The 26,674-nt window shown below is 69.3% G+C and carries 24 protein-coding genes; 12 read left to right on the plus strand and 12 right to left on the minus strand.

Going from position 1 to position 26,674, the window contains the following annotated elements:
* Positions 1-130 precede the first annotated feature (130 nt).
* Both A5789_RS12605 and A5789_RS12610 read left to right on the plus strand, forming a co-directional pair.
* A complete protein-coding gene (locus A5789_RS12605) occupies positions 131-736 on the plus strand; it encodes a DUF3159 domain-containing protein (RefSeq protein WP_063019529.1) in 606 nt (201 codons plus the stop codon).
* A 170-nt stretch (positions 737-906) separates the two neighbouring features.
* Entirely contained in the window at positions 907-1,566 is a 660-nt protein-coding gene (locus tag A5789_RS12610; protein ID WP_308248266.1) for a sigma-70 family RNA polymerase sigma factor, read from the plus strand.
* Between the two features lie 6 nt (positions 1,567-1,572).
* On the opposite strand, the gene A5789_RS12615 is transcribed toward A5789_RS12610, so the two are convergent.
* Positions 1,573-2,274, minus strand: coding sequence for a TrkA family potassium uptake protein (locus A5789_RS12615; protein ID WP_064901778.1), 702 nt, complete (start codon positions 2,272-2,274; stop codon positions 1,573-1,575).
* Positions 2,271-2,942: a TrkA family potassium uptake protein gene (locus A5789_RS12620; protein ID WP_030517211.1), complete on the minus strand. Its 672-nt coding sequence runs from the start codon at positions 2,940-2,942 to the stop codon at positions 2,271-2,273. Before A5789_RS12620 ends, A5789_RS12615 begins: the two co-directional genes overlap by 4 nt.
* A gap of 167 nt (positions 2,943-3,109) precedes the next feature.
* Here A5789_RS12620 and A5789_RS12625 point away from each other — a divergent pair, with 167 nt between their 5' ends.
* Both A5789_RS12625 and A5789_RS12630 read left to right on the plus strand, forming a co-directional pair.
* Positions 3,110-5,098 carry an APC family permease gene (locus A5789_RS12625; RefSeq protein ID WP_063019520.1) on the plus strand — a complete coding sequence of 663 codons (1,989 nt, stop codon included), beginning with the start codon at positions 3,110-3,112 and terminating at the stop codon, positions 5,096-5,098.
* Entirely contained in the window at positions 5,095-6,489 is a 1,395-nt protein-coding gene (locus tag A5789_RS12630) for a class I SAM-dependent RNA methyltransferase (protein ID WP_082940671.1), read from the plus strand. Before A5789_RS12625 ends, A5789_RS12630 begins: the two co-directional genes overlap by 4 nt.
* A 115-nt stretch (positions 6,490-6,604) precedes the next feature.
* Here A5789_RS12630 and A5789_RS12635 read toward each other — a convergent pair whose 3' ends face one another.
* A complete protein-coding gene (locus A5789_RS12635; protein ID WP_082940672.1) occupies positions 6,605-7,342 on the minus strand; it encodes an SIMPL domain-containing protein in 738 nt (245 codons plus the stop codon).
* Positions 7,343-7,515: 173 nt separating this feature from the next.
* Between A5789_RS12635 and dxs the strand changes: the two genes are divergently transcribed.
* Both dxs and A5789_RS12645 read left to right on the plus strand, forming a co-directional pair.
* Complete coding sequence (gene dxs / locus A5789_RS12640; protein ID WP_063019315.1) at positions 7,516-9,411, plus strand: 1-deoxy-D-xylulose-5-phosphate synthase; 1,896 nt, start codon at positions 7,516-7,518, stop codon at positions 9,409-9,411.
* Between the two features lie 43 nt (positions 9,412-9,454).
* Positions 9,455-10,258, plus strand: coding sequence for an enoyl-CoA hydratase (locus A5789_RS12645; RefSeq protein WP_030517206.1), 804 nt, complete (start codon positions 9,455-9,457; stop codon positions 10,256-10,258).
* Here A5789_RS12645 and A5789_RS12650 read toward each other — a convergent pair.
* On the minus strand, positions 10,246-11,562 hold the full coding sequence (locus A5789_RS12650; protein ID WP_082940673.1) for a ribonuclease D: 1,317 nt from the start codon (positions 11,560-11,562) through the stop codon (positions 10,246-10,248). The two genes, A5789_RS12645 and A5789_RS12650, sit on opposite strands and share 13 nt — an antisense overlap.
* A 21-nt stretch (positions 11,563-11,583) precedes the next feature.
* Positions 11,584-12,222, minus strand: coding sequence for a DUF3000 domain-containing protein (locus tag A5789_RS12655; protein ID WP_081879712.1), 639 nt, complete (start codon positions 12,220-12,222; stop codon positions 11,584-11,586).
* Positions 12,223-12,341: 119 nt separating this feature from the next.
* Here A5789_RS12655 and hemE point away from each other — a divergent pair, with 119 nt between their 5' ends.
* From hemE to hemQ, 3 genes are all read left to right on the plus strand, one after another.
* On the plus strand, positions 12,342-13,409 hold the full coding sequence (gene hemE / locus A5789_RS12660; RefSeq protein ID WP_063019313.1) for a uroporphyrinogen decarboxylase: 1,068 nt from the start codon (positions 12,342-12,344) through the stop codon (positions 13,407-13,409).
* A gap of 152 nt (positions 13,410-13,561) precedes the next feature.
* Positions 13,562-14,902 (plus strand): protoporphyrinogen oxidase, encoded by a 1,341-nt coding sequence (locus A5789_RS12665; RefSeq protein ID WP_064901777.1) that lies wholly within the window; start codon positions 13,562-13,564, stop codon positions 14,900-14,902.
* A 297-nt stretch (positions 14,903-15,199) separates the two neighbouring features.
* Complete coding sequence (gene hemQ / locus A5789_RS12670) at positions 15,200-15,895, plus strand: hydrogen peroxide-dependent heme synthase (protein WP_063019309.1); 696 nt, start codon at positions 15,200-15,202, stop codon at positions 15,893-15,895.
* 209 nt (positions 15,896-16,104) lie between these two features.
* Here the strand turns inward: hemQ and msrB are convergent, their stop codons facing one another.
* From msrB to A5789_RS12690, 4 genes are all read right to left on the minus strand, one after another.
* Positions 16,105-16,560: a peptide-methionine (R)-S-oxide reductase MsrB gene (msrB, locus tag A5789_RS12675; protein WP_064901776.1), complete on the minus strand. Its 456-nt coding sequence runs from the start codon at positions 16,558-16,560 to the stop codon at positions 16,105-16,107.
* Positions 16,561-16,617: 57 nt separating this feature from the next.
* Complete coding sequence (locus tag A5789_RS12680) at positions 16,618-17,955, minus strand: glycosyltransferase family 87 protein (RefSeq protein WP_063910953.1); 1,338 nt, start codon at positions 17,953-17,955, stop codon at positions 16,618-16,620.
* A gap of 118 nt (positions 17,956-18,073) precedes the next feature.
* Positions 18,074-19,639 (minus strand): alpha/beta hydrolase, encoded by a 1,566-nt coding sequence (locus A5789_RS12685; RefSeq protein WP_063019303.1) that lies wholly within the window; start codon positions 19,637-19,639, stop codon positions 18,074-18,076.
* 32 nt (positions 19,640-19,671) lie between these two features.
* Positions 19,672-20,463, minus strand: coding sequence for a pyrimidine reductase family protein (locus A5789_RS12690; RefSeq protein ID WP_064901775.1), 792 nt, complete (start codon positions 20,461-20,463; stop codon positions 19,672-19,674).
* A 35-nt stretch (positions 20,464-20,498) separates the two neighbouring features.
* Between A5789_RS12690 and zapE the strand changes: the two genes are divergently transcribed.
* Entirely contained in the window at positions 20,499-21,518 is a 1,020-nt protein-coding gene (gene zapE / locus A5789_RS12695) for a cell division protein ZapE (protein WP_030517197.1), read from the plus strand.
* 81 nt (positions 21,519-21,599) lie between these two features.
* Complete coding sequence (locus A5789_RS12700; RefSeq protein WP_064901774.1) at positions 21,600-22,406, plus strand: tyrosine-protein phosphatase; 807 nt, start codon at positions 21,600-21,602, stop codon at positions 22,404-22,406.
* A 48-nt stretch (positions 22,407-22,454) separates the two neighbouring features.
* Here A5789_RS12700 and A5789_RS12705 read toward each other — a convergent pair whose 3' ends face one another.
* Together A5789_RS12705 and A5789_RS12710 are read right to left on the minus strand one after the other, a co-directional pair.
* On the minus strand, positions 22,455-22,991 hold the full coding sequence (locus A5789_RS12705; protein WP_030517195.1) for a GNAT family N-acetyltransferase: 537 nt from the start codon (positions 22,989-22,991) through the stop codon (positions 22,455-22,457).
* Positions 22,988-24,226 (minus strand): MFS transporter, encoded by a 1,239-nt coding sequence (locus tag A5789_RS12710; protein ID WP_063019326.1) that lies wholly within the window; start codon positions 24,224-24,226, stop codon positions 22,988-22,990. Before A5789_RS12710 ends, A5789_RS12705 begins: the two co-directional genes overlap by 4 nt.
* A 268-nt stretch (positions 24,227-24,494) precedes the next feature.
* On the opposite strand from A5789_RS12710, the gene A5789_RS12715 reads away from it, so the two are divergent.
* Positions 24,495-25,436 carry a hypothetical protein gene (locus tag A5789_RS12715; RefSeq protein WP_227462843.1) on the plus strand — a complete coding sequence of 314 codons (942 nt, stop codon included), beginning with the start codon at positions 24,495-24,497 and terminating at the stop codon, positions 25,434-25,436.
* A gap of 2 nt (positions 25,437-25,438) precedes the next feature.
* Here A5789_RS12715 and A5789_RS12720 read toward each other — a convergent pair whose 3' ends face one another.
* Positions 25,439-26,623 carry a hypothetical protein gene (locus A5789_RS12720; protein WP_064901780.1) on the minus strand — a complete coding sequence of 395 codons (1,185 nt, stop codon included), beginning with the start codon at positions 26,621-26,623 and terminating at the stop codon, positions 25,439-25,441.
* Positions 26,624-26,674: the final 51 nt, after the last annotated feature.

Here is a 26,674-nt window from a genome sequence, read left to right on the forward strand (position 1 = left end):
CGGACACCGCGCGAACCCCGTTGCGGGGCGCGGCCGTCACCGCCTACGCGAGTCCGGCGGTGATGCTCCGCGTCATCCCGCCGCCGGCGAGGACGACGATTCTTACACCGGCGAGGACCGCGAGGAGGAGATCGAGCAGACGCTGCTCGAACAACTCGGTGGTATCAGCGGACTGATCTACTCCACGCTGCCGGTGGTGGTGTTCGTCCCCGCCAATACGCTGTGGGGCCTGACGGCCGCCATCTGGGCGGCGCTGGCCACCGCCGCCGGTGTCCTGATCTGGCGGCTGATCCGCCGGTCGCCGATCCAGCCGGCGATCTCCGGGTTCATCGGTGTCGCGGTCTGCGCCTTCATCGCCCACCGCACCGGCGCCGCGAAGGGCTACTTCCTCTTCGGCATCTGGGCGAGTCTGGTCTACGCCGGGGTCTTCCTGGTGTCGTTGCTGGTGCGCTGGCCGCTGGCCGGCGTGATCTGGGGTGTGCTCAACGGCCACGGCCACAGCTGGCGTTCGGATCGGCGCGCGATGCGACTCTACGATCTGGCCACGGTGGTGTGGGTGATCGTCTTCGGCGCCCGGTACCTGGTGCAGAATCATTTCTACGACACCGACAGCACCGGCTGGCTGGCCGCCGCCCGCATCGCGATGGGCTGGCCGTTGACCGCGGTCGCGCTGCTGGTGACGGTGTGGGCGGTGCGCCGCGCCGGCCATATGCCGGTCTCCTCGGCCACCGAATAGCGCGCCGAACAGTATCGGCGGACCGAACCGACTCCGAGTCGGGTAATGCCCCCGATTCTGGGGGCGGACAACGATGGGGTGGGCAGAACCCACCCCTGGGGTATCTATTCCACGAACCGGATTCGGCGCACGATCGTGTCAGTCAGTAGCGATCGGCGAGAGGATCCCCGGTGGATACCGAGAACGACACGGTGACGGTGCCCGGCCCGGCGAAGGGCGCGGGAGTCCGTTCGCCGAGATCGGCGCCCGCGGGGTCCGACAGCCGCCGCGCCGCCGCCGAACTGGACCGCCTGATCGGCCCGGCCGCCGCGGGCGACCAGCGCGCGGTCACCGAGATCATCCGGATCGTGCACCCGCTGGTGCGCCGCTATTGCGCCGCACGCGTCGGAAGCAGCAACAATCCGCACGTCACCGCGGACGACATCGCGCAGGAGATCTGTATCGCGACCGTCACCGCGATTCCCCGCTACCGCGATCAGGGAAAATCGTTCCTGGCGTTCGTCTACGGCATCTCCGCCAACAAGGTGGCTGACGCGTTCCGCCGCGCCCAGCAGCATCCGTCCTATCCGGTGGCCGAATTCCCCGACACCGCCTCCACCGCGCCGGGACCCGAGGAGCTGGCGCTCAACCTGGAACGCCGCCAAGCCACCCGCGAGCTGATGAAGATTCTCGCGCCGGCCCATCGGGAGGTGCTGGTGATGCGGATCGTGCTCGGCTGGACGGCCGCGCAGACCGCCGAGGCCATCGGCACGAGTCCCGGCGTGGTCCGGGTCATGCAGCATCGCGCGCTGACCAAGCTGCGCGCGCAACTGCTCCCCGAAACCGCCTGAGCGGATTCAGATCGCGGGCGGCTCCGCGCCGGCGGGAGTCGCGCCCGCCGGTTCCGTGGCCAGACTGCGGCGCAGTTCGTCCTCGGCCTCCACCGTGGACACGAACAGCAGCTCGTCCTCGCCCTCCAGCGGATCGTCGGGCTGGGGGACGATCACCCGGCCGCCGCGCAGGATCGTCACCAGGGCGACGTCGCGGGGCAGAGAGAGCGTACGCACCGCGCGACCGGCCAGCGCGGTGTCGGTGGGCAGGGTGATCTCGACGAGGTTCGCCTGGCCCTGACGCAGCGTCATCAGCCGGACCAGGTCGCCGACCGAGACCGCTTCCTCGGCCAGCGAGGCCAGCAGCCGCGGTGTCGAGACCGCGACGTCCACACCCCAGGAACCGTCGAACAGCCACTCGTTGCGCGGATCGTTGACCCGCGCGACCACGCGGCGCACCCCGAATTCGGTCTTGGCGAGCAGGCTGAACACGAGATTGGCCTTGTCGTCGCCGGTGGCCGCGATCACCACCTCGTAGTCCTGCAGGCCCGCTTCCTCGAGCAGTTCGAGTTCGCAGGCGTCGCCGTGCATCCAGACGGCCGAGGTGGCGACCGTCGGGTCGATGTGGTCGAGCCGCCGCTCGAGCAGGGTGACCCGATGCCCGCCCCGCAGCAATTCCTGGGCGATGGAGCGGCCGACGGCGCCTGCTCCCGCGATCGCTACGTTCACGACTTGTCCTCGCTCGAAGGGGCGGTGGCGGCGACGGCCACGGCCTCGCCGACCTTGTCGGAGACGGCGGCGATGTAGACCGTGTCGTCGGCCTGCAGCACCGTTTTGCTGGTGGGCAGCAGCGCCTGCCCGAAGCGGACCAGGAAGGCCACCCGCACCGGTACCGCATCTTCCAGATCCCGCACGGTACGCCCGTACCAGTCCTCGTGCAGAACGAGTTCGGTGACCGAGCCGGTGCCCGTGGGATCGCGCCAGGTGGCGGTGGTTTCGTCGCCGGTGAGCGTGCGCAGGAACCGGTCGGTGGTCCACGGCACGGTGGCGATCGTGGGAATGCCGAGCCGCTCGTAGACCGCCGCGCGCTTGGCGTCGTAGATGCGGGCCACCACCCGTTCCACCCCGAAGGTCTCGCGGGCCACACGTGCGGAGATGATGTTGGAGTTGTCGCCGTTGGACACCGCGGCGAACGCGCCGGCGCGCTCGATGCCCGCGCGGATCAGCACGCCCCGATCGAAGCCGACGCCGGTGACCCGCTCACCGGGAAAGTCCTTGCCCAGGCGCAGGAATGCGCCCGGATCCCGGTCGATCACGGCTACCTCGTGGCCGATCCGGACCAGGGCGCGTGCCAATGCGGAGCCGACTCGGCCGCACCCCATGATCACTACGTACACCGTGTCAACCCCAATTCCGCCGAAACCGTGGTGTTCGGTCTGGTTCCCTCTCGAGGGAACCGTACCCGTTGACGGTTCCCCGCAGCATGTTCCCCCATCGGCCGGGACCGAAACGCGAGTGAACCGCCCGCTATGTCACATCCGGTCCTGCCCTTATGCTGTGCCGAGTGTCCAAGTTGACGACGGCCGTCAAGCGTATGGTGGTCGGCCGCCCTTTCCGTAGCGATTCCCTGGGACATACCCTGCTGCCCAAGCGGATCGCGCTGCCCGTCTTCGCCTCCGACGCGCTGTCGTCGGTGGCGTATGCGCCCGAGGAGATCTTCCTCGTGCTGTCCACGGCGGGTTTGTCCGCCTACGTCTACACGCCGTGGATCGGGCTGGCGGTCGCGACCGTGATGGCGGTCGTGGTCGCCAGTTATCGGCAGAATGTGCACGCGTATCCGTCCGGTGGTGGTGACTACGAGGTCGCGACGGTCAATCTCGGACCGATGGCCGGGCTCACCGTCGGCAGTGCGTTGATGGTCGACTACGTCCTCACCGTCGCGGTGTCGATCTCCTCGGCGGCGTCGAACATCGGGTCCGCCGTGCCGTTCGTGTCCACCCACAAGGTGCTGTTCGCGGTGGCGGCGATCGTTCTGCTGACCGCCATGAATCTGCGCGGGGTGCGCGAATCGGGGACCACGTTCTCGATTCCCACCTACGGCTTCATGATCGGGATCTTCCTGATGCTGGCCTGGGGGGCGGTACGGATCTTCGTCTTCGGCGACGACCTGCACGCCGAATCGTCCGGATTCGGTCTCAACGGCAACGAGTCACATCTGCAGGGCATCGCGTTCACCTTCCTGATCGCGCGCGCGTTCTCCTCCGGATGTGCGGCGCTGACCGGTGTGGAGGCGATCAGCAACGGCGTGCCCGCGTTCCGCAAGCCGAAATCCCGCAATGCCGCCACGACACTGCTGATGCTGGGTGTCATCGCCGTCACCCTGCTGATGGGCATCATCCTGATGGCGCGCAAGCTCGGTGTCGTCTTCGCGGCGAACTCGTCCGATCTGGTCGGGGCGCCGGCCGGCTATGAACAGAAGACGCTGGTCGCTCAGCTGGCGCACACGATCTTCGACGGTTTCCCGCTCGGCTTCTTCTACATCACCATCGTCACCGCGCTGATCCTGGTGCTGGCCGCGAACACCGCCTTCAACGGCTTCCCGGTGCTCGGCTCGATCCTGGCGCAGGACCGGTTCCTGCCCCGGCAGCTGCACACCCGTGGCGACCGGCTGGCGTTCAGCAACGGCATCCTGTTCCTGTCCGGCGCCGCGATCGCGTTCGTGGTCCTGTTCGGCGCCGAGGTGACGCGGCTGATCCAGCTCTACATCGTCGGTGTGTTCGTCTCGTTCGTGCTGAGCCAGACCGGCATGCTGCGGCACTGGACGCGGCTGTTGCGTACCGAAACCGATCCGGCGGTGCGCCGGCGGATGCTGCGCTCACGCGTCATCAACGCCATCGGCCTGACCATGACCGGCGCCGTGCTGATCATCGTGCTCATCACGAAATTCCTCGCCGGCGCCTGGATCGCGATCGTCACCATGGCCGCGATCTTCGGCCTGATGCGGCTGATCCGCCGCCACTACGACACCGTCGGGCGCGAGCTCGAGGAGCAGGAGTTCACCGGGGTGCTGCCCAGCCGCACCCATTCGATCGTGCTGGTGTCGAAACTGCATCTGCCGACGCGGCGCGCGCTCGCCTACGCCCGGGCCACCCGCCCGGACACGCTGGAGGCGGTCACCGTCAACGTCGACGAACCCGACACCCGGGCGCTGGTGCGGGAGTGGGCCGACAGCGATATTCCGGTGCCGCTCAAGGTGATCGAATCGCCCTACCGCGAAATCACCAAGCCGGTGGTGGATTACGTGAAGCGGGTGCGCAAGGATTCGCCGCGCGATGTGGTGACGGTCTTCATCCCCGAATACGTGGTCGGCCACTGGTGGGAGCAGTTGCTGCACAACCAGAGTGCGCTGCGGCTCAAGGGCCGGTTGCTGTTCGAGCCGGGCGTGATGGTGACGAGTGTGCCGTGGCAGCTGAGTTCGTCGGCCAAGGCACGCCGCCCCGAAGTGGTCAACGCCCCGGGCTCGGTTCGCCGCGGTTACGAGGATCGTTCGTGAGTGCCGGGCCGGACTGGTCCGGACGCACCCTGCAGGTGCGGCTGGGACCACCCGGCCACGGTGGTTTCTGCGTCGCCCGGCACGAGGGCCGGGTGCTCTTCGTCCGGCACGGTCTGCCCGGGGAACTGGTGCGTGCCCGGGTGACCGAGGACCGCGGCGGCTCGTTCTGCCGCGCCGAGGCGATCGACATTCTGGAGGCGTCGCCGGACCGCGTGGCGCCGAATTGCCCGGTCTCGGGTCCCGGCGGCGCCGGCTGCTGCGATTTCGCCTTCGCCACCCCGCAGGCGCAGCGTGCCCTGAAGGCGTCGGTCGTCCGCGAGCAGTTGCGGCGGCTCGCGCACTGGGAGACCGACATCGTCGTGGAGACGCTCCCGGTGCGCGAGACCGGTCTCGGATCCGAGGCGGGTGGTGCGGGACGCTCCCGCGTGCCGGCGGCCGGGTCCGAACCGGATGCCGATCACCGGCTCCGCGAGGATGCGACCGTGGTCGTCCCCGGCGGCGAGGCGCCCGAGGTGGGGTGGCGCACTCGGGTGCGATTGGTTGTCGATGCCGAGGGCCGTGCCGGCGTACATCGGTATCGCAGCAGTGACGTGATCACGGATTTGCGCTGCCCCCAACCTGTTTCGGGCGCGATGGACGGCATCGCCGACCGCGCGTGGACTCCCGGCGCCGAATTGGTGATCGCCGTCGACGCGGACGGCCTGCGCCATATCGTGGAACTCGCGCCGCCGGCCGCACCCCCGCGGCGTGGCGGCGATCGCCGCGCGACCGCCGCGCGCCGTGCCGCCGCGCATGCGCGGCGCGCGGAGCGCGTGGTGTCCGGCAGCGGACGGGCGGTGCAGTATGTGGCCGGCCGCCGCTGGGAGGTCTCCGCGACCGGCTTCTGGCAGCCGCATCGCGATGCGGCGCAACGCTATTCGGATGTGGTGGCCGAGTGGGCCGACCTCGCTCCGGGCGCCACCGCATGGGATCTGTACTGCGGCGCCGGTGTCTTCGCCGCGCGCCTGGCCGAGCAGACCGGTCCCGGCGGATCCGTGCTCGGCGTCGAATCGGCGCGCTCGGCGGTGGCCGACGGCACCGCCGCCCTGCGCGACCTGCCCGCCGTCGACCTGCGCTCCGATCGGGTCGAACGCTGGATCGCCGCCCAGGAGCGCGCCCCCGAGGTCGTCGTCCTCGATCCGCCGCGTGCGGGCGCCGGGAAACAGGTCATCACCCCGCTCGCCGCCGCCGCGCCCGCGCGCATCGTCCACATCGGTTGCGATCCAGCGGCTTTCGCGCGAGACGTGGGACTCTACCGGGAGGCGGGTTACCGAGTACGCGAGCTGCGCGCCTTCGATGCCTTCCCCGCGACGCATCATGTGGAGTGCCTGGCGCTGTTCGAACGGGCGTAGACAGCGGCGGCGTCGACGAGGTCGGCCGGTGATCCCGTCGGACAGGCGTCGCGGGCGTAGGTAACGGGGGAGCTGTCGGAGACGGCGACCTACTGCCGGCGAGATCTGTTGCGGTTCAACTCAACTGCCAGGTCGCCCGCAGATCCGCGGTGACCTCGTGCTCACCGTATTCGACCGGAACCGGGGCGCCCGGGGCCGCTGATCGAGCGGCTACGAAACGGATATCGCCGCGGGGTTCCGGTGTCGCCGCGGCGTTTTCGGTGATCTCCAGCACCGGTCCGAGCGCGCGTTCGGCGCGGACCGCGTAGCGGCGGGCGCGGTCGAGGGCGTCGTCCCACGCCGCTTCCCGGGCGCGGATCAGCAGGTCGGCGCGGTCGGCGACGGTGAGGTTCAGCCCGCCCAAGCGGACATCGTCGCCCCCCGCCTCCACGGCCCGGGCGATCACGGCCGCGGGATCGGCAGCCGCGGGATCGGAAGCTGCGTCAGCGGCGGCGGGATCGGCCGGGATGCGCAGGTTCACCGTCAGCGATGTGGTTGCCACGTACCCGGTGATGCGTGTGCCCTCGTTCTCGGTCCAGGTCGTCTCGGTCCGCACGGACAATCCGGTGGTGGCGATATCGCTCGCGGTGACGCCGTCGGCGCGCAGGGCGCCGGTGACCGCGGCGGTGCGTTCACCGGCCCGGCCGTAGGCCGCCGCCACCGCCTCGGCGCGCGTTTCGATCGAGATCGATACCTGCATCCGATCGGGCGTCGCCGTGGCCACCCCGTGACCGAACGTCGTGACGGTGGCGGGACGGGAAATATCGGCTCGCTGCTGCCCTGAAATATCGGCTCGCTGCTGCTCGGCGGTCATATCGTCCTTCCTGCGGGCGGGACGGGCAGTCACCCACTGTAATGCGGTTGATCTATGTCGAGCCTCACACCGATATCGGATGTCGCAGCTCGCCGGTCGTTCCCGTCGTCGGGGCCCGACGCGGCTCCGTAGACTGTTCGAAACAGATGAGCCACGGAGAGGGAGCGAGAACGGTGGGAGTTCTTTCCCGGGTCGATACGCCCGAGGACCTGCGCCGGCTGACGGTGCCGCAGCTGCGCGAGCTGGCCGAGGAGATTCGGGAGTTCCTGGTCCGCAAAGTAGCGGTCACCGGCGGTCATCTGGGCCCGAATCTGGGGGTGGTGGAATTGACCATCGCCCTGCACCGGGTCTTCGACTCCCCGGCCGACCCGATCATCTTCGACACCGGCCACCAGGCCTACGTGCACAAGATCCTCACCGGCCGCAAGGACAAATTCGATCGGCTGCGCAAACAGGGCGGCCTGTCGGGCTACCCGAGCCGCGCCGAGAGCGAGCACGACTGGGTGGAGTCCTCGCACGCCTCGGCCTCGCTGTCCTATGCCGACGGTCTGGCCAAGGCCTTCGCGCTGACCGGGCAGGATCGCCACGTGGTCGCCGTCGTCGGTGACGGTGCGCTCACCGGCGGCATGTGCTGGGAGGCGTTGAACAATATCGCCGCGGGCCCGGATCGGTCGCTGATCATCGTGGTCAACGACAACGGCCGCTCGTATTCGCCGACCATCGGCGGATTGGCCGACCGGTTGACCGCGCTGCGCATGCAACCGGCCTACGAGCAGGCGCTCGACGCCACCAAGCGGTTCGTCCAGGGCATTCCGCGCGTCGGCAGCTCGGCCTATTCGATGCTGCACGCGCTCAAGGCCGGCATCAAGGACGCGGTCGCCCCGCAGGAGCTGTTCAGCGATCTCGGGCTCAAGTACGTCGGCCCGGTGGACGGGCACGATCCGGTGGCGCTCGAGGCCGCGCTGCGCCGCGCCAAGGATTTCGGCGGCCCGGTCGTGGTGCACGCGGTGACGCTCAAGGGCCGCGGATATCAGCCCGCGGTCGACCACGTCGCCGACCAGATGCATTCCATCGGCGCCATCGACCCCGAGACCGGACAGCCGACCGGCGGCAAGACCGTCGGATGGACATCGGTGTTCTCCGAGGAACTGATCCGCCACGGTGAACAGCGCGACGATATCGTCGCTCTCACCGCCGCCATGTCGGGTCCGACCGGGCTCGCGCCGTTCGGTGAGCGGTTCCCCGACCGGCTGTTCGATGTGGGTATCGCCGAGCAGCATGCGATGACCTCCGCCGCCGGCCTGGCGCTGGGTGGTCTGCATCCGGTGGTGGCGATCTACTCGACCTTCCTCAACCGCGCGTTCGACCAGCTGCTGATGGATGTGGCGCTGCTGAAGCTGCCGGTGACCCTGGTGCTGGACCGCGCCGGCATCACCGGTGACGACGGGGCCAGCCACAACGGCATGTGGGATCTGTCGGTGCTGGGCATCGTGCCCGGCATCCGCGTCGCCGCCCCGCGCGATGCGGTGACCCTGCGCGAGGAACTGGCCGAGGCGCTGGCCGTCGCCGACGGGCCGACCGCCCTGCGTTTCCCGAAAGGCCCTGTCGTCGAGGAGGTTTCGGCGCTGGAACGGCTCGACGGTGTCGACGTGCTGCGGATGCCGGAAGGCTCCTCGGCGCAGGCGGTGCGCGGTGACGTCCTCCTGGTGGCGGTCGGCGCGCTCGGCGCCACCGCGGTCGCCGCGGCGGATCTGCTGGCGGATCGCGGGATTTCGGTGACGGTGGTGGACCCGCGCTGGGTGCTGCCGGTCTCCGACACCATCGTCAAACTGGCCGAGAACTATCGCATGGTGGTCACCGTCGAGGACGGCGGCCTGCACGGCGGTATCGGATGCACCGTCTCCGCGCGGCTGCGCGATTCCGGACTCGACGTGCCGACCCGCGAACTCGGCGTGCCGCAGCAGTTCCTGGAGCACAGCTCGCGCGCCCAGATCCATCAGGAGCTGGGCCTGACGGCCGAGAACATCGCCGAGCGCGTTACCCGGTGGCTGACCGGTGGTGCGGTGTAGATTCTGAAACCGGTTACAGTTTTCGTCGCCGGTAGGAGTCTGCATGTCGTTCGTGCTCGTCGAGAAGCCTCGCCCGCAGATCGCGCTGGTCACCCTGAACCGGCCCGAACGCATGAACGCCATGGCGTTCGACGTCATGATCCCGCTGCGGGAGACGCTCGAGTCCGTGGCCGCCGACAACGAGGTTCGCGTCGTCGTGCTCACCGGCGCGGGCCACGGGTTCTGCTCCGGCGCCGATCTGCAGGGCGCCGGCCGGGTCCCGAATATCGAGGGCCTCACCCGCACCACCGTGGCGCGCCGTTCGATGGATCTGCTCGACAATGTGATGACCACACTGCGGCGCATGCATCAGCCGGTGATCGCGGCGATCAACGGGGCCGCGATCGGCGGTGGGTTCTGCCTGAGTATGGCCACCGATATCCGCATCGCATCGGAGCAGGCCTATTTCCGTGCCGCCGGCATCAACAACGGACTGACCTCCGCCGAACTCGGCATCAGCTATCTGTTGCCGCGCGCGATCGGCGCCTCCCGTGCCTTCGAGATCATGTTGTCCGGCCGTGACATCGACGCCGCCGAGGCCGAGCGGATCGGCCTGGTCTCCCGCACGGTCGCCGCCGACAAACTTCTCGACACGTGTTACGAACTGGCCGAACGCATCATCGGCTACAGCCGGGTCGGCACCGAGCTCACCAAGCGCATGCTGTGGAGCGGGATGGAGGCCGGCAGCCTGGAGTCACATATGCAGCACGAAGGTACGGCGCAACTGTACGTGCGGCTGACCACCGAGAATTTCGACGAGGCCATCCGCGCGCGCCGCGACCGGCGCACACCGGTCTACGAGGACTGAGCCGGCTCCGGGAACAGCGCCGCGGCCAGCTCGGGAACCGCCAGTTCGCGCTGCCAGGTCCGGGCGCCCCCGGCCTCGAGATATTTGTCGATCACGGCCGCGGGGTCCGACGGCGTTGCGCCGGTGCGGAATTCGGGCAGCCCGTCCCAGCACAGCCGGCGCAACAGATCGGGAGTCAGCAGATTCTCCACCGGCACCGCGTGTCGTTCCGACAGTCCGTTCATCGCCGCCCGGGCGGCGGCCAGGCGAGCCGCCGCGACCGGATCGCGGCGCTCCCAGCGATTGACCGGCGGCGGACCGTCGAACGGCTGCGACATCGGCGGCAACTCCGAATCCGGCAGCGCGCGAGCACGTTCCACCGCGGTGAGCCATTCCCGCGAATATCTGCGCTGCCGCGGACCACCGAACACCGGCAGGACGCGCAACTGCGGCACCGTCTTCGGATCCGCCTGTGCCGCGGCGATGATCGCCGAATCCGGCAAAATCCGCGCCGGGGCCACATCGCGATGACGCGCGATACCGTCACGCGCCGTCCACAATTCGCGGACGGTCGCGAGCTGCCGCGCCCGCCGCAGCGTGTGGATGCCCGAGGTGCGCCGCCAGCGATCCGGCTTCGGCGGCGCGGGCCGGGCGGTGCGCACATGGTCGAATTCCTGTGCGGCCCAATCGGATTTACCCTGATCGCTCAGCGCTGCCGCGACCTCGTCGCGCAATTCGACCAGCAGTTCCACGTCCAGGGCCGCGTAGTTGAGCCAGTCCTGCGGCAGCGGCCGGGTCGACCAGTCGGCCGCGCCGTGTCCCTTGCGCAGTTCCCGGCCCAGCAGCCGCGCCACCATAGCGGCCAATCCGACCCGCTCGAATCCGGCCAACCGGCCACCCAGTTCGGTGTCGAACAGCCGGGCCGGTCGCAGCCCCAGTTCGGCCAGGCACGGCAGGTCCTGGTCGGCGGAGTGCAGTACCCATTCCAGGTCGTTGATCACCGCCGCCAAGGCGTCCACCGCGGCCGGATCCGGAATCGGGTCGATGAGGAAGGTCCCGCTGCCGCGCCGGCGCAATTGGATCAGATAGGCCCGGTTGGAATAGCGGAATCCGGAGGCGCGTTCGGCGTCGACGGCCAGCGGGCCGGAACCGGCGGCCAGCGCGGCGGCCGCTTCCGCGATCTCACGAGCGGAATCGAGAACCGGAGGAATGCCGTCGGCCGGGGCGAGCAGAGGAACCACGCTGTCCGCGTCCTGCTGCGCGGGCTGGTGCTGCGATGCGGGTGATGTCCTCGAGATGGTGTCGGACTCGTCGGCTTCGGGCATAGCCCGAACTCTACGTGTCGCTCAGAACTGGTCGTCGGCAATCTGCGGATGCGGCCGCAAATGGGTGATGCCGGCCGGGGGCAGTCCCGCCGCGTAGGCCAGCACCTCGCAGAACGCCTCGACATGCGGGGCCAGCTGGGGTGAGCCGACCGTCCACGAGGCACGCAACTCCAGCTGATAGGCGCGCGGTGGCCCGGCGATATCGCCGTAGCGGACCGAACTCGTGGAGGTCACCGTGCCGCCGAGCGCCGTGAACTCCTCACCGCGCGATTCCAGGGCGTCGACCAGCCAGCTCCAGGCGACCTCCGGCAGCAGCGGATCGCCGGCCAAGGCCGCGTCGATATCGGCCTGGATGTAGGCCACCAATCGGAAAACGCCGTGCCAGGCCTCGTGCCCGTTCGGGTCGTGCAGCAGAATCAGGCGGCCGAAGGCGTCGTCGTCGGAATCGACCGGGATGACATTGGTGTCGGGATGCTTGACCTCGGCTCCGATGGCGTACGAATAGGGTGCCAGGCGTTGTGGGGGCCGGATCGGTGCGAGCTCGATCCGAGGATGGACGGATGCGGTGCCCATCGCATCGACCGCGGCGCGAAACTGGGCTGGTTCGCTGTCAGGGCCCGGGGTCGGTGCGGCGCCGTCGCGGAAGTCGAGCGGTGTCACGACTGTGAACGGTAGACCTCTCCGGTGTCCGGCACGCGGAGGCGCGCCGCTACGGGCGCTGTGACCGGGCGTGTACGGCCGCGCGGGTAGGCGCCCGGCGGCGGCATACGATAGCGGGGATGAGCACACCAACCCGCCGCCGCTTGCCCGATGCGCCCTTCCTCGCCGCCGCCACCGGCGCCGGACCCGGCCGCCGTCCCGTCTGGTTCATGCGGCAGGCCGGACGGTCCCTGCCCGAGTACCGCGAACTCCGCGCGGGCATCGGGATGCTGGAGTCGTGTTTCGATCCGGAGCTGGTGTGCGAGATCACGCTGCAGCCGATCCGCCGCCACGGCGTGGACGCGGCAATCCTGTTCTCCGACATCGTCGTTCCGCTCAAGGCGGCCGGCATCGAGCTCGATATCGTGCCCGGCGTGGGTCCGGTGATCGCGAATCCGGTGCGCTCGGTCGACGATGTGCGCGCGCTGCCGCGGCTGCGCCGCGAGGAGGTCGGCGCGATCACCGACGGTGTGCGGCTGTTGCTCGACGAACTCGGCGAGACGCCGCTCATCGGATTCGCCGGTGCCCCTTTCACTCTCGCGTCCTATCTGGTGGAGGGCGGCCCCAGCCGCAACCACGAGCGGACCAAGGCGCTGATGCTCGGCGACCCGCAGACCTGGCACGCGCTGCTCGGTGTGCTCACCGATATCACCGTGGAATTCCTGCGCGCCCAGATCGCGGCCGGGGTGGACGCGGTGCAATTGTTCGACTCGTGGGCGGGCGCGTTGTCGCTGGCGCAGTACCGGGAATTCGTTCTGCCGCATTCGGAACGGGTTTTCGCCGAGATCGGGGAAGCCGGTGTGCCGCGCATCCACTTCGGGGTCGGCACGGGTGAACTGCTGGGTGCGATGGGGGAGGCCGGAGCCGATGTCGTCGGCGTCGATTGGCGGGTGCCGCTGACTGCCGCCGCGCGCCGCGTCGGGCCGGGAAAAGCCTTGCAGGGCAATCTCGATCCGGCCGTCCTGTTCGCGGGCAGCTCGGTCGTCGAGCGTGAGATCCGCCGCATCGCCCACGAGGCGGACGAGGCGATCACCCTCGGCGCCACCGGTCATATCTTCAACCTGGGCCACGGCGTGCTGCCCGACACCGACCCCGGCGCCATCACCGCGGCGGTCGAACTGATCCACAGCCTGCCCACGCCGCTGTAAGCCCTAATCGTCGCCAGTAGTGCGGCGGACTCACGCACGTGGAACCGTGAGCGTGGCATCGAGGCGGTACCTGGGCGCCCCTCGCGAGGCGAGTACGTTGCAGGGGTGCGGTAGCGTCGCGCGCCGGCGCGGGGACGAGTTGAGGAGCAGCTATGCGGGTCGTGGTGGTCGGGGGCGGGATCAGTGGTCTGGTCGCGGCGTATCGGCTGCGAGTGGCCCTCGGCTCGGAGCTCGAACTGGTGCTGGTGGAGCGGCGCGACCGGGTCGGTGGCATTCTGCACACCGGTAAGCTGGCAGGTGAGCCGGTGGATCTGGGTGCGGAGGCGTTCGTGGGCCGACGGCCCGAAATCCCGGCGCTGCTCGCGGAATTGGGGCTGACCGAGCAGCTGGTGCATCCGGCCGGGCGGCGACCGCTGATATGGTCCGGCGGCACCGCCCACCCCCTGCCCGAAGGCACGCTGATGGGCATTCCCACCGGGCCCGATGCCGTGGCCGGCCTGGTGGACGCCGAGACGCTCGACCGGATCGCCGCCGAGCCCGGCCGGCCGCTGCGCTGGGAACGTGGCGGTGACGTGTCGGTCGCCGAGCTGGTCGGCGAGCGTTTCGGTGCGCAGGTGGTGCAACGCAGTGTCGATCCGCTGCTGGGCGGGGTGTATGCCGGGCGTGCGGAGTCGATCGGTGTGCGCGCGGCGCTGCCGACCCTGGCCGCCGCCCTCGACGCCGGCGCGCCGAATCTCACCCGGGCGGTCGCCGACGCCCTGCCGCCGCCGTCCACCGCCCCGGTTTTCGGCGGCCTGCGCGACGGATATCGGGCGCTTCTCGACGCCCTGCGCGAGGCCGCGGCGCCGAAGGTCGAAACCGATACGGCCGCAACGGGTCTGGCGCGTACGGCCACCGGATGGCGGATCGATCCGGTCGGCGAGGCCGACGCGGTGATTCTCGCCACCCCGGCGCCCGTCACCGCCGAGTTGCTGCGGCCGGTGGCTCCGGAAGCAGCCGCGGCCGCGGCCGGTATCGAACTGTCCTCATCCGCCGTGGTCGCCCTGGGCCTGCCGGCCGACACCCCACTGCCCGACAATTCCGGCATTCTGGTCGCCACCGGAGAACCGTTGCGCGCCAAGGCCTTTACCCTCTCCAGCCGCAAATGGCCGCATCTGGCCGAGCGCGACGTGGCGCTGGTACGCGCCTCGTTCGGCCGCTTCGGTGACGACACCCCGCTGAGCTGGTCGGACGACGATCTCGTCGCGGCCGCCGTGGCCGACCTCTCCACCGTGACCGGTCTCGCGATCCACCCCGAAACGGCCCTGGTGCAACGCTGGCGCGGCGGCCTCCCGCAGTACGCGCCCGGCCACACCACTCGGATCACCGAACTGGAATCGGCGGTTGCCGCACTGCCCGGCCTCGCGATCGCCGGAGCGTACCTGCACGGCGTCGGCGTCCCGGCCTGTGCCGCCTCGGGAACCGCTGCGGCGCAACGCATTCTGGCCCGATGATCGATTCGTAGTGGACGATCGGGTTCGCTCCGGTCGGCGGCGGCGCACAGCAATGCTGGTGCCGAGTGACCAGCCGACTGTCCGTGCAGAACTCGTTCGGCCCGCATCGGCCCGGGAAGACCGGCCTGCGAGCCCACGCCCTTGCCTCGCCGATTCCGGCCGTCGACGCGCATCGAACGGGTGGCGGACAACCGATGTCGGCCGACCGCGTGCGGGCGCCTGTACGCGAAGCGACCGTGCCGAACAACACGGGTGCGGGCGTTCTGCTGGACACCGCCCAGTGGCACGATGGAGGCTATGGCGCGACTCGATTACCAGGCTCTCAATTCGACCATCCGGTATCTGATGTTCTCGGTGTTCCAGGTCAAACCCGGAGTGCTGGGGGATCAGCGCGACACCGTGGTCAAGCAGGCGCGGGAATTCTTCGACTCGCTCGAGGAGCGTGGCGTCGTGGTCCGCGGCCTCTACGACGTGGCGGGGCTGCGCGCCGACGCCGATTTCATGATCTGGTGGCATGCCGAGCGGATCGAGGATGTGCAGGCCGCCTACGCCGATTTCCGCCGCACCACCGATCTGGGGCGCGCGAGCACGCCGGTGTGGAGCAACGCCGCCCTGCATCGCCCCGCGGAGTTCAACAAGAGCCACATCCCGGCCTTCCTGGCCGGGGAGGAACCGGGCAACTACATCTGCGTCTACCCGTTCGTGCGCTCCTACGACTGGTACCTGCTGCCCGACGAGGAGCGTCGTCGCATGCTCGCCGACCACGGCAAGCAGGCCCGCGCCTATCCGGACGTGCGGGCCAACACCGTGGCCTCGTTCGCCCTCGGCGACTACGAGTGGATTCTCGCCTTCGAGGCCCCGGAACTGCACCGCATCGTCGACCTGATGCGCGATCTGCGCGCCACCGACGCCCGCAACCACGTGCGCGAGGAGATTCCGTTCTTCAGCGGCCCGCGCGTGGATGTCGAGCAGTTGGTCAACGCCCTGCCCTGAGCCTCGACGCCCTGCCCCGAGCCTCGAAAACACCGTCCTGCGCGGCGCGATCCGCCGGTGCCCCCGAAATTCGGGGCGTGCCGGGATGCGGCCGGGCCCGTAGGGTCTTCCCGTCAGCTCGGTCGCGCGCCTGCTCGGCGCGCGATCCGCAGCGGTCGGCGGATCGCATCCGGCACGCTCGGGCGGTGAGTTTTCAACCGGCGCCGCGATCAGCCCGCCGCGTCGTCCGAGGGGTGCAGGCGCAGCGCGATCGAGTTGATGCAATACCGCTTGTCGGTCGGGGTCGCATAACCCTCGCCCTCGAAGACGTGCCCGAGGTGGCTGTGGCAGTTGGCGCACAGCACCTCGACCCGGCGCATCCCCAGCGAGTCGTCGGCCCGCAGAATCACCGCATCGGAATCGGCCGGATCGAAGAACGACGGCCACCCGCAGTGCGAATGGAACTTCTCGGTGCTGCGGAACAATTCGGCGCCGCAGGCCCGGCAGGTGTAGACGCCGGTGGTTTCGGTATCGGTGTATTCACCGGTGAAGGCGCGTTCGGTGTCCGCTTCGCGCAGCACCGCGTACTCCTGCGGGGTCAGCCGCGCCCGCCACTGCTGCGGGCTCAGCTCGATCTTGGGTGCCGGAAGCGATGAAGTCGCGGGCGAACCATCCTGTGAGCTCATGACGCGAGTCTAGTGGCGTCGCGCGACCATCCTCGGGCCGCGACCGATCACCGCAGGTCAGCGCAGCGCACCGGCCTCCGGCTGCGCTGTCGGTTCCATGGTGTCGTCGTCGGGCAGCGGCTCGTGGCGATCGATGCGCGGCGCCGGATCGGCAGTCGCGGCCGGGGCCTTGGTGGTCGTCTCGGGCAACAGGAACGCCGGTTCGATTCCCGAGTCCAGCCGGCCCTCGCGCCGCGCCGCGAGATACCGGTCGCCGAGGACGCAGAACGTCACGATCAGCAGCAGTGCCCAGCCGAAGGTGACGCGCAGGTACTCGAGCGCCCGCCCGGTGCTCTGCCAGTGGTCGAGCAGCCATTTGTCGTAGGTCATGAACCCGAAGATCGCCAGCCAGGCCGGCCAGTTGCGCAGCACCGAATTGCGCAGCACCACCGTCATGAGGAACGGGAACAGCATCATCGAGTAGTACTGCTGTCCCAGACCCGACAGCAGCCAGGACGCGATCAGGATGATGCCCGCGGTGGTGCAGACGAAGAACAGTTCGTCCTCGCGGCAGTACCGGTACAGCAGCCACAGCGAGATCAGCACCAGCACACCGAGCACGATGCGCATACTCCAGGTCAGCCATACCGGCAGTCCGTAGTACTCGGCATTGCCCGCGATCGCGCTGTTGAAGTAGTCGCGCGATTTGAGCAGATAGGGCAGCGTGCGGTGGACGAAGTCCATCGGATCCTTGGTCAGCGGCCACGCGACCGCCATCAGCACCACCGGCACGCCGATCGCGGTGATGAACACCTGCCATTGGCGGCGCGCCAGCGGTATCAGCAGCATCGGCGCCAGCGTCGGTTTGACCGCGATCGTGAGTCCCATGACCAGCCCGGCCAGCAGATCGCGTCGCTGCAGCAGCAGGTGGATGAACAGCACCTCGGCCAGCAGCAGGCACCCGTTGACATTGCCGAAACCCAGTGTGTTGATGACGGTTTCGGAGGCGAACATCAGCAACAGCAGCAGCGGCGCGGCCACCGATTTCGTCGAGAACTTGAACAGCCGCAGCAGCAGATACCAGGCCAGGATGATCGCCACCGCGTTGAGCGCGATGAAGCACCAGCGCGATTTCTCCGGGTCGATCAGCGCGAGCGGCGCGATCAGCAGGGTGCCGCTGGGCGGGTACAGATAGTGCGGGTCGACCAGGTCGAAGTTCTCGCCGTAGATGGCGCGTCCGTTGAGGAAGGCCAGCGACGCCTTGTAAACCGGCGCGAAATCGTCGGTGATGGAGAAGTTGGTCCCTTTGACGATGACCTGATGCAGCACTGTGAGGATCGCAAACGGCCACAGTGCGAAGTTGAACACTTCGGCGGTGGTGCGAGCGGTGCGCGGCTCGAGCTGACGAAGGAACACTGGGGCACGGTACACCGGAAACCTGCGCGCTGGTTGCGCGGACCCGCCGTCGGGCGTGCCGGTGACCGCTTTTGCCGGGTGTGCGCCCGGCCACTTCGTGCGTGGCCGCACGATAACCTCAGGCCGGGCAGGCGGTGCCGTCGGCGGGCAGGGTGCCGTCCTTCAGATAGCCGGCGATGTTCTGCTGCGCGCAGCCCGAGTGGGTGAACACCGGATGCCCCCAGCCCTGCCACTGCACGGTGGAGGTGCGCGCGCCCGCCGCACCCAGCGCGCCGGTGACCGAGGATCGCCCGTCGCCGCCGACGACGGGATCGGCGGCCGTACCCAGCACCAGCACCGGCAGGGTGAACTTGTCCGGCAGTCGCGGCGCCTGCGTCACCGGCCACGCCGAACATTCCATCAGTCCGGTCGCCGCCGTCTTACCGAAGGCGGGATACTTGGCAGCCCATTCGATCTCGAGCTGCTTGGCGCGGTCGGGGGTGGCGGGCTGCTGGTTGTCGCTGCAGCGGGAGACGAATTGCCCGTCGGCTCCCACCGCTGCCGCCTCCCGGGTGACCAGAGCCTGCAAAGGCCCCTGATCGCCGCGTCCGGCCGCAGAGAGCGCATCGGCCAGTTCGGTGGTGCGGGAGGCCTGATCCGCGCGTGGGTCGCCGAGGAACGCGGTGATCGTGGTGGTCAGCGCCGATGCCGACAGGGCGCCGAGTTGTCCCGCTCCCGCCCGGTTGATCAGATCGGTGATCGCGGCCCGCGGATCCGTGCCCAGTGAGCATCCGAGATCGGCGCAGCGGCGGGCGAATCCGGTCAGCGCCGCCTCGGCGCCCTTCACCTGCTGTTCGGTGCGCGTCACCGCATCGGTGTTCGCCGGTTCCGGCGAATCGAGCACCAGCCGGGCCAGCCGGTCGCCGAATTTGGCGGCATAGCTCAGCGCCACGCGCGCGCCGTTTCCGGTGCCCAGCAGATCGATGTGGTCGACCTGCCACTGCTTGCGCAGCTGTTCGATGTCGTCGGCGGCGTGCGGGGCGTCGAAGGTGCCCTGATAGGGCTGCAGGAAGTCCTGGCAGGCGACGGTGGCGTTCTGGCTCAGTGTCGCCACCGCATCCACCCGGTCGCCGCCACCGGGGGCGAACTGGCCGTTGTCGGCCAGCCCCTGCCGGGTGTCGTCGGGCAGGCAGTCGATCGGCTGGGAGCTGCCGATACCGCGTCGATCCACCCCGACCACCGGCCGGCTCGCCAGAATCGCCGCGCCCGGCCCGGAGACCAGACCGGCAACGGTCGCGGTGGAGGATCGATCGCCGCCGGAGGTCACTACCAGCGGTGCCGCGTCGGCGGGCGTCTGCGGCGTGCGCGCGCGGACCGCGGCGATGCGGAAGGTGCCCAGGACCGTGCCGCCGGAATCGATCGGCGCCGAGAACTCAGCGCAGTCGAAACTCACCCCGGCCGGCGGCGCCCCGGTGCCCAGCGAGCTGAAGGTCGGTGCCGCGCAATCGTGCCAGGCCAGATCGGTTTTGGGGACCTGCGCCTGCGGTGGCGCCGCCGGCGCGGCGCTGGTGCTGGTGGCCGGGCCCGAGCCGCCGTGCGGTTGTTCCACCGCCACGCCCGGTCGCTGCGACGGCCCGGCACCACAGGCGGTGGTCAGCAGAACCGTCAGCGACGATGCCAGCAGAGCGGCGCGAGTCCAACGCATGCGCTACAGCCTGCCAGGTCCGGCGCGCCGTTTCAGCCTTGGGTGCGGCTGCGCTCCCAGCGCGTCAGCACTGTGCCGTCGTCGTCGATCAATGCGTGGCGCAGGCTCATCGGGGTCGGCAAGGCATTGGGCGACACCGCGATTCGGCCCGCCGTGCCGCCGACCAGCAGCGGTGAGACGGTCAGGCACAATTCGTCGACCGCGCCCGCGCCGATCAGTTCGCCGAACAGCGACGGGCCGCCCTCGCACAGCACCCGCAGCAGTCCGCGCTCGCCCAGCACCCGGCGGATGTCGGTGGCGGTGACGGTGCTCTGCCCGGCCTCGATCACCTCCGCGCCGGTCTCGGCGAGCAGGCGTTTGCGTTCGCCGTCGGCCGCGGCGGTGGTGAGGATCATCGGCGGGCGCTGGGTGTCGGTGAACAGCCGGCACGCCGGGTCCAGCGCCGCGCTCGCCGTCACCACCGCGACCGGCGGCGGCGCACCGTCGCGCGCCCCGCCCAGCCCGTGGTGGTGCAGGCGCATGCGCCGCCGGGAATCGGTGCGCGCACCGCCGTAGTTCTCCACGCGCGCGGTCCCGGCGCCGACGACGATCACGTCGGCCAGATCGCGCAGGATGGCGAAGACGGTGGCGTCGGCGGGCCGGCCCAGGGCGCCGGAGCGGTCGTCGACGGTGACCGCGCCGTCGAGGCTGGCGATGAAGTTGACCCGGATCCACGGCCGTTCCAGGGCCGCCGGATAGGTGTAGAGCTGAACCAGGTCGGTGATCTCGCCGGCACCGCCGGTGGTCAGTGCTGTGAACTGGATCGCATCGGGGACACGCTGCATAAGGTCCGATCACACCACGTCAGTACGCTACGAGCGTGCAACAACGCCTCGTCGATCGTCATCCGGAGGTTCCGGCCGATCAACTCATCGCCCAGATGGTGCCGCCGCCCACGTTCGACGAGGTGAGTTTTGCCTCCTACATTCCCGATCCCAAGGAGCCGAGCCAGGCCGCGGCCGTGCGCGCGGCCGAGGATTTCGCCGCGCGGGTGGGCAAGATTCATGCCGCCGCCGGTAAGAAGTCACTGTTCGGGAAGAAGAAGCGGGTCGACGGCGCCGGGCTGTATCTCGACGGCGGATTCGGTGTCGGCAAGACGCACCTGCTGGCCTCGATCTTCCATGCCTCCCCGGGGCCGAAGTCGTTCGGCACCTTCGGTGAGGTGACGAATCTCGTGGGCGCCCTGGGCTTCACGAACGCGGTGGAACGTCTGGGCGGCAACAGCGTGCTGTGCATCGACGAATTCGAACTTGATGATCCGGGCGACACCATGCTGGTGTCGCGACTGCTCACCGAACTGACCGCGCGCGGCGTGTCGGTGGCGGCGACCTCGAACACGCTGCCCGATCAGCTCGGTGAGGGCCGGTTCGCCGCCCAGGACTTCCTGCGCGAGATCCGCAAGCTGGGTTCGCTGTTCGACACCGTCCGCGTCGACGGCCCCGACTACCGCCACCGCGATCTGCCGCCGGCGCCGGAACCCACCGATCCGGCGCTGCTGTCGGAAAAGGCCGCGGCCACAACGAATTCCACGCTGGACGACTTCGACGCACTGCTCACGCACCTGAGCACGCTGCATCCGTCGAAGTACGGTTCGCTGATCGCCGGGGTGTCGGCGGTCTACATCTCGGCGGTGCACACCATCACCGATCAGGCGGTGGCGCTGCGGATGGTGGTGCTGGCCGACCGGCTCTACGACGCCGGGACGCCGGTCACCGTGTCGGGCGCGCCGCTGGACAAGATCTTCTCCGAGGAGATGCTCGGCGGCGGCTACCGCAAGAAGTATCTGCGCGCGATCTCGCGCCTGCTGGCGCTGTCGCGATTCGAGGTCCCGGCGGGCTGATCCCGGTTCGTACAGCGTACTGTCGGGAGGCGAATTCCCTACCATGGACGACTGTCCAGTTTCCCTCTGAACGGAGCTGACATGGCCCATCGTTCGATTCGCCTCGCCGCCACCGTCGCCGTCGGCGCTCTCATCGCGGCCGGTCCGGCGCTGGGTGTCGCGGTTGCCGCCGACCCGCCCCCGGCCCCCTCGTCGGTCTCGGTGCACACCGAAGACCGGTCGCTGCGGCTGGCCAGTGTGCAGAACGCGCGCGATATCGGCGGATACCGCACCACCGACGGCCACGTCGTCGAGGCCGGCCTGGTGTTCCGCACCGCGGACCTGAGCAGATTGTCCGACGCGGATGCCGCCGCGCTGTCCGCGCGCGGGCTGCGGGTCGTCGACGATCTGCGCACGAGCTACGAACGCGCGCTGGGGCCGGATCGGGTGCCGGTCGGTGCGACGCTGAACATTCGCGATGTGATCGGGCAAGCCCCGCCCCAGGTCATGGCCTCGACGCTGAGCGCGGGCAGCGACCTGTATCGCGCGTTCATCACGGCTCCCGGTGCGAGCGAGGCGTTCGCCGGTGTCCTGCACGACATCGCCGGCAGCGACGGTTCGGTGCTGTTCCACTGCTCGGCCGGGAAGGATCGTACCGGCTGGACCGCGGCTGTCCTGCTGACGATCCTCGGCGTGGACCGCGAGACCGTGAACTACGACTTCCTGCTGTCGAACTACTACCGCGACGCCGCCGAGGGCGACGCGGTCGACGGAGTGCTGCAGTCGGCCCTGGATTCCGCCTTCGATCAGGTGAATCAGAGCTACGGCAGTTTCGACAACTACGTGCACGACGGACTGAAGCTGACCGACGGCGATATCGCGGCGTTGAAGGCGAAACTGCTCGCCTGACCGGCGGTTTCGACGGGCGGGCCGAATCCGGTTGCGGAACAGCCGGATTCACACCTGCCGTTGCATCACGAAGTCGTGGCATACCTGATTGCCGACGGTGAAGGTCTTGGTGCCGACGCGGCGGAAACCGTGCTTGCCGTAGAAGCGCTGGGCCCGCTCGTTGCGCTGGTTGACACCGAGCCAGACCACCGAATATCCGCCGCGGCGAGCGTAATCCACCACCGCGTCCATCAGGGCGGTCGAGACGCCACTGCCGTGGTGGCCGGGCATCACGTACATCTTGCTGATCTCGAGCGCGGGGCGGGCCGCGATCATCGCGGCGACCGCGGGATCGACCGGTTCACCGGAGATCAGCATGGTGTAGCCGACGATCTCGCCGCCGACGACGGCCTTGAGCACGATCCGCTGCGGATCGCTCAGATACTCGCCGAACCGTTCGCCGGACAGCACCTCGGTGATGAAGGTGTCGATGTTCTCCTCGGTCAACTCCGGCGGGCACGCCAGGGGAAACGTCGCGGTCGCGACGTCGCTCAATTCCTCCGCGTCCCAGATCCCGGCGCGGTCGACGACGACTTGCTCGGTCATGGGTCCAGTACAACATGTCCGGAACGGGTCGACGACAGCTCGCCGGGCGCCGGGCGCGGCCGGAAGAAACGCGCGGTGGCGATCAGGACGACGGCGAACAGCAGCGGGATCACGAACCCGGTCCGCAAACTCGACGCATCGGCGACGGCCCCGACCACGCCGCCACCGATCAGCGTGCCCGCGTAGTTGAACAGATTGAGCCGGGCGATCACCGCGTCCAGTCCGCGGCCTTCGGTCAGCCGCCCGGCCTCGCTGAAGCACAGCGGTGCGATCACGGGCAGGCCCAGGCCCGCGATGAGGAATCCGGCCAGTGCCGTGGCCGGTCCGGGCGCGGCCACGACCAGTGCCAGGCCGAGCACGCCGATCCCGGCGGCCACCCGGACCACCGCCCGTGCGCCGTATCGGCGCACCCACCAGTCGCCGCTGAGCCGGGTGAGCAGCGAGGCGCCCTGGTAGGCGGCCAGCGCCAGGGCCGCCGTCGCCGACGAGGACAGCAGATCGTCGGTGAGATACAGCGCGGACCAGTTGCCCACCGCCAGATCGATGGCGAACACCAGCGCCACCGCGATTCCCAACGCGAGATATGCCCGCAGGGCAACGGCCGCAACGGTTTCGGGCGCCCGGCCCGGTTCGGCGGGCTGGGCCTCGGCCTGGCCGGCGCCGAGCAGCCGCGGCCCGAACACCAGACTTGCCACCGCGACCACCGCGGCGGCGACGGTGACCGCGTACGGCAGGGTGATTCCGACCTTCTGGCAGCCCGAGACGAACAATGCGCCCAGAATCGACCCGGCACTCCACGCGGCGTAGAACGACGACAGCACGAACCGCCCGTATCCGTGCTGAATGAACACCGCCTGCATATTCGTGCCCGCGTCGACCATGCCGACCGCGACGCCGTAACAACCGAGCGCGATCAGCGCCACCACGATGTTCGGCGCGATCGCGATCGCCAGTCCGGTCACCGCTATCAGCGCGAGCCCGGCCCGCAGCGCCACCCGGCTCGACCAGTGCACCGCCACCCGCTCGGCCAGCAAACTGCCGCCGGCGGCCAGCCCGGAGATCATCACGACCGCGACCAGGATGACGGTGTCGGTGAGCCCGAGTCGATCCCGCTGCTGCGGCAGTTCGGTGAGGACGACCGCGAGGAAGAAGCCCTGCAGCGCGAAGGCCACCGAATTGGCGGTGCGGGCGGCCCGCAGCGTGGTCGATACAGGAATGTATCCGCGGTCGAACATCTGCGCAGCCTAATGGGTGAAAGCCCGGAGGCGGTAGCGGAGCGCCCGAGCCGCGCACCCGGCAGGAGAAGTTCCGGCTTCGCAACGTCGCGATTACGCCGCTGTCCGAGCGCGGGCGATTCCGCAGTTCACCGGACTCGATGATCACGTGGGGCTCCCGGTTGGATAACGAAACCGGTCACGGGGACGTGTAGCCCCCTGGCACGTGCGGCACTCTGGATACAGCGGGCCGCACGGGCCGCTGGTGCACGGGTAGGGGAGTGGTCGCGTGAGTACGACAGAACGGGCCGAGACGAGGCAGCAGACGACGACGCTGGCTCCCCTGGAGTCGGTGAAACTGCCTGTGGTGGAGCCGAATCCGCGCGGACATCAGGCGGGTGACCGGTGTCGCGAACCCGGCTGTGGCAACTGTCACTGGGATGTGCAGCGGCTGAAATACTGGTTGCGCGGCAGGCTGCTGGCGGCGGGTGCCGACGATGCCGAGGTGGACAAGCCGCTGGGTGCGCAGACGCCCGGTCTGCTGTGGCGGCGTGGGAACCGGTTGTGCGCTATCGAGGTGCGCAGCGCGCCGGTCTCGATCGAGCACGCGCGCAAACGCACGGCCCGGCTGAAGGCGGTGGGCTGTGACGAGGTGTTGTGGCTGTGCCCGACCGGATATTGGATCGGGCAGATACCGGCGCTGGGCGTGGACGATTTCGCCGCCGCCGGATGTGAGTACCGGGCATTGTCGGGTGGGCTGGTCATCGATTCCGACGGTATCCTCAGCCCCAGGGAAACGCCCTGGGAAATAAGGGAATTCATCGATGGCTGGGTCGCGGGCGAGTTGGCCTGCGGCTATCTGGACGAGGACACGAGAGGGTGGGCGACGGTGAGCGATTGGGAGGCCCACACCCACGCACAGGCGATGATGATCGCGCAGCAGCGGCAGGAACTGCTCGACCAGCGCACCGAATTGGCCTTGGCGCGCAGGGCGACTCGCGACAAAGCCAAACAGATGCACAAGATGATGCATCGGCTCGAACGCGCCGAACTCGTCGCCGGGGAGCTGGACGCGGTCAAACGCCGGCTGTCCGATCGCGACCGGCTCGAGGCCGGTCTGCGGGTACGGATCGCGCGTCAGCGCGAAGCGGTGCTGCATTGGCAGCTGATGACCTGTTTCGCGATGCTGGTGATCGTGACGTTCATCGTGGCGGGTTTCATGTTGAAGTGAGGTCAGGTCGCGCTCAGCCGGAACGGGGCACGATCCCAGCGCCAGCCGTGGCGCAGGGCGAGCGCGATCAGGTCCACCGGTTCCAGGCCGGTCTCGTCGACCAGGCTCCGGAATTCGGCCCACTGCACGGCGCCGGTGGCGAGCCGGTTGCGGAGAATGTTCTCCGAACGGGCGGACACCGTGTGCCGCAACAGATCCGGCTCGCCGAGCCTGCTGCCGGTGAAGACCAGCCATCCCCAGCCGCGGGCATGCGCGTGCGCGCGGGCCGCCTCGAGCCGCACCCGGTTGGCGTGTAATCCCAACTGTCCCAAGGCGACCACGTCGGCCAGTAGCACGCGTCCGTCGGTCAGTCGGGCGGCGACGGTGGGACAGTAGGAGTCCGCCACGCCGTCGGCGGTGAAGTCGACGGCCACGGGCCGCTCGGTGTAGCTGTCGACCTGTTCGCCCTCGTCGAGCATGCGCAGCAGCCGGGCTTGCAGAGCGGTGTCGAATGTGGTTTCGCGGCCGAGCTTCTCGGCGAACATGTGGCCGCGGGCGTCGTCGTCGGCGTCGACCGTCGTGATCGGCAGCTCGGGCAGGTCGCCGGGATCGCCGCTCGGCCAGTCCACCCGTCGCAGCAGCGGAAGCAGTTGCCCGGCAGCGGGTTCGGCAGTGCGGGGGCGATCGAGATGCCACCGACTACGCTGCTGCCAGCCCGCGATGCGCTGGAAGACGAAGCCGGCCACCCGTTTGGCGTCGATCAGCGAATGCCCGGCCAGCCGCAACTTCAGATACGCCAGATCCTGGGCGGCGATATCGCAATCTCCGACATAGGTTTCGGTGAGCAGCGTCCGGGTCAGCCGCTGATCGCCCCACCCGACCGGATACCGGTCGGCGAACACAGCCGGATCGGGATGGCGGGTGGCCTGCACCCGCCGCAGCAGCTGCCCCGCCGCTCGGGTGTAGAGCTGGCGAACCCGGTCGCGCGAGAGTTCGAAGCGGGCGCCCAGCAGAGTCAGCGTCTCCGGGCGCACACCGTCGAGCCCGAGCCGGCGAGTGAGCAGCTCGCCGTCGCGGGGACGTTCCTCGGCTTGGGCCGCGACCATGTTCGCCAGCGTGTCGGCCATCTGCTCGGAGGTGAAGGAGATGCCGTCGCGCAGGTCGTCGAGCAACCCGGCCTGTATCTCCTCGATCCGGTTGGTCGTCACCACATGCCTTTCGCTGTCTCGCACGTCCTTTCGAAAGCCTATGCCTTCGTG

This window comes from Nocardia sp. 852002-51101_SCH5132738 (assembly GCF_001665695.1).
GTDB classification, from domain to species: domain Bacteria; phylum Actinomycetota; class Actinomycetes; order Mycobacteriales; family Mycobacteriaceae; genus Nocardia; species Nocardia nova.

Excerpts from the sequence above, each read along its gene's own strand:
- msrB (WP_064901776.1), bottom strand. The coding sequence starts at position 16,560 with ATGAGCTCACAGGATGGTTCGCCCGCGACTTCATCGCTTCCGGCACCC.
- A5789_RS12710 (WP_063019326.1), bottom strand. The coding sequence starts at position 24,226 with ATGTTCGACCGCGGATACATTCCTGTATCGACCACGCTGCGGGCCGCC.
- A5789_RS12685 (WP_063019303.1), bottom strand. The coding sequence starts at position 19,639 with ATGCGTTGGACTCGCGCCGCTCTGCTGGCATCGTCGCTGACGGTTCTG.
- A5789_RS12705 (WP_030517195.1), bottom strand. The coding sequence starts at position 22,991 with ATGACCGAGCAAGTCGTCGTCGACCGCGCCGGGATCTGGGACGCGGAG.
- A5789_RS12690 (WP_064901775.1), bottom strand. The coding sequence starts at position 20,463 with ATGCAGCGTGTCCCCGATGCGATCCAGTTCACAGCACTGACCACCGGC.
- hemQ (WP_063019309.1), top strand. The coding sequence starts at position 15,200 with ATGGCGCGACTCGATTACCAGGCTCTCAATTCGACCATCCGGTATCTG.
- A5789_RS12700 (WP_064901774.1), top strand. The coding sequence starts at position 21,600 with ATGGCCCATCGTTCGATTCGCCTCGCCGCCACCGTCGCCGTCGGCGCT.
- A5789_RS12665 (WP_064901777.1), top strand. The coding sequence starts at position 13,562 with ATGCGGGTCGTGGTGGTCGGGGGCGGGATCAGTGGTCTGGTCGCGGCG.
- hemE (WP_063019313.1), top strand. The coding sequence starts at position 12,342 with ATGAGCACACCAACCCGCCGCCGCTTGCCCGATGCGCCCTTCCTCGCC.
- A5789_RS12650 (WP_082940673.1), bottom strand. The coding sequence starts at position 11,562 with ATGCCCGAAGCCGACGAGTCCGACACCATCTCGAGGACATCACCCGCA.
- A5789_RS12635 (WP_082940672.1), bottom strand. The coding sequence starts at position 7,342 with ATGACCGCCGAGCAGCAGCGAGCCGATATTTCAGGGCAGCAGCGAGCC.
- A5789_RS12645 (WP_030517206.1), top strand. The coding sequence starts at position 9,455 with ATGTCGTTCGTGCTCGTCGAGAAGCCTCGCCCGCAGATCGCGCTGGTC.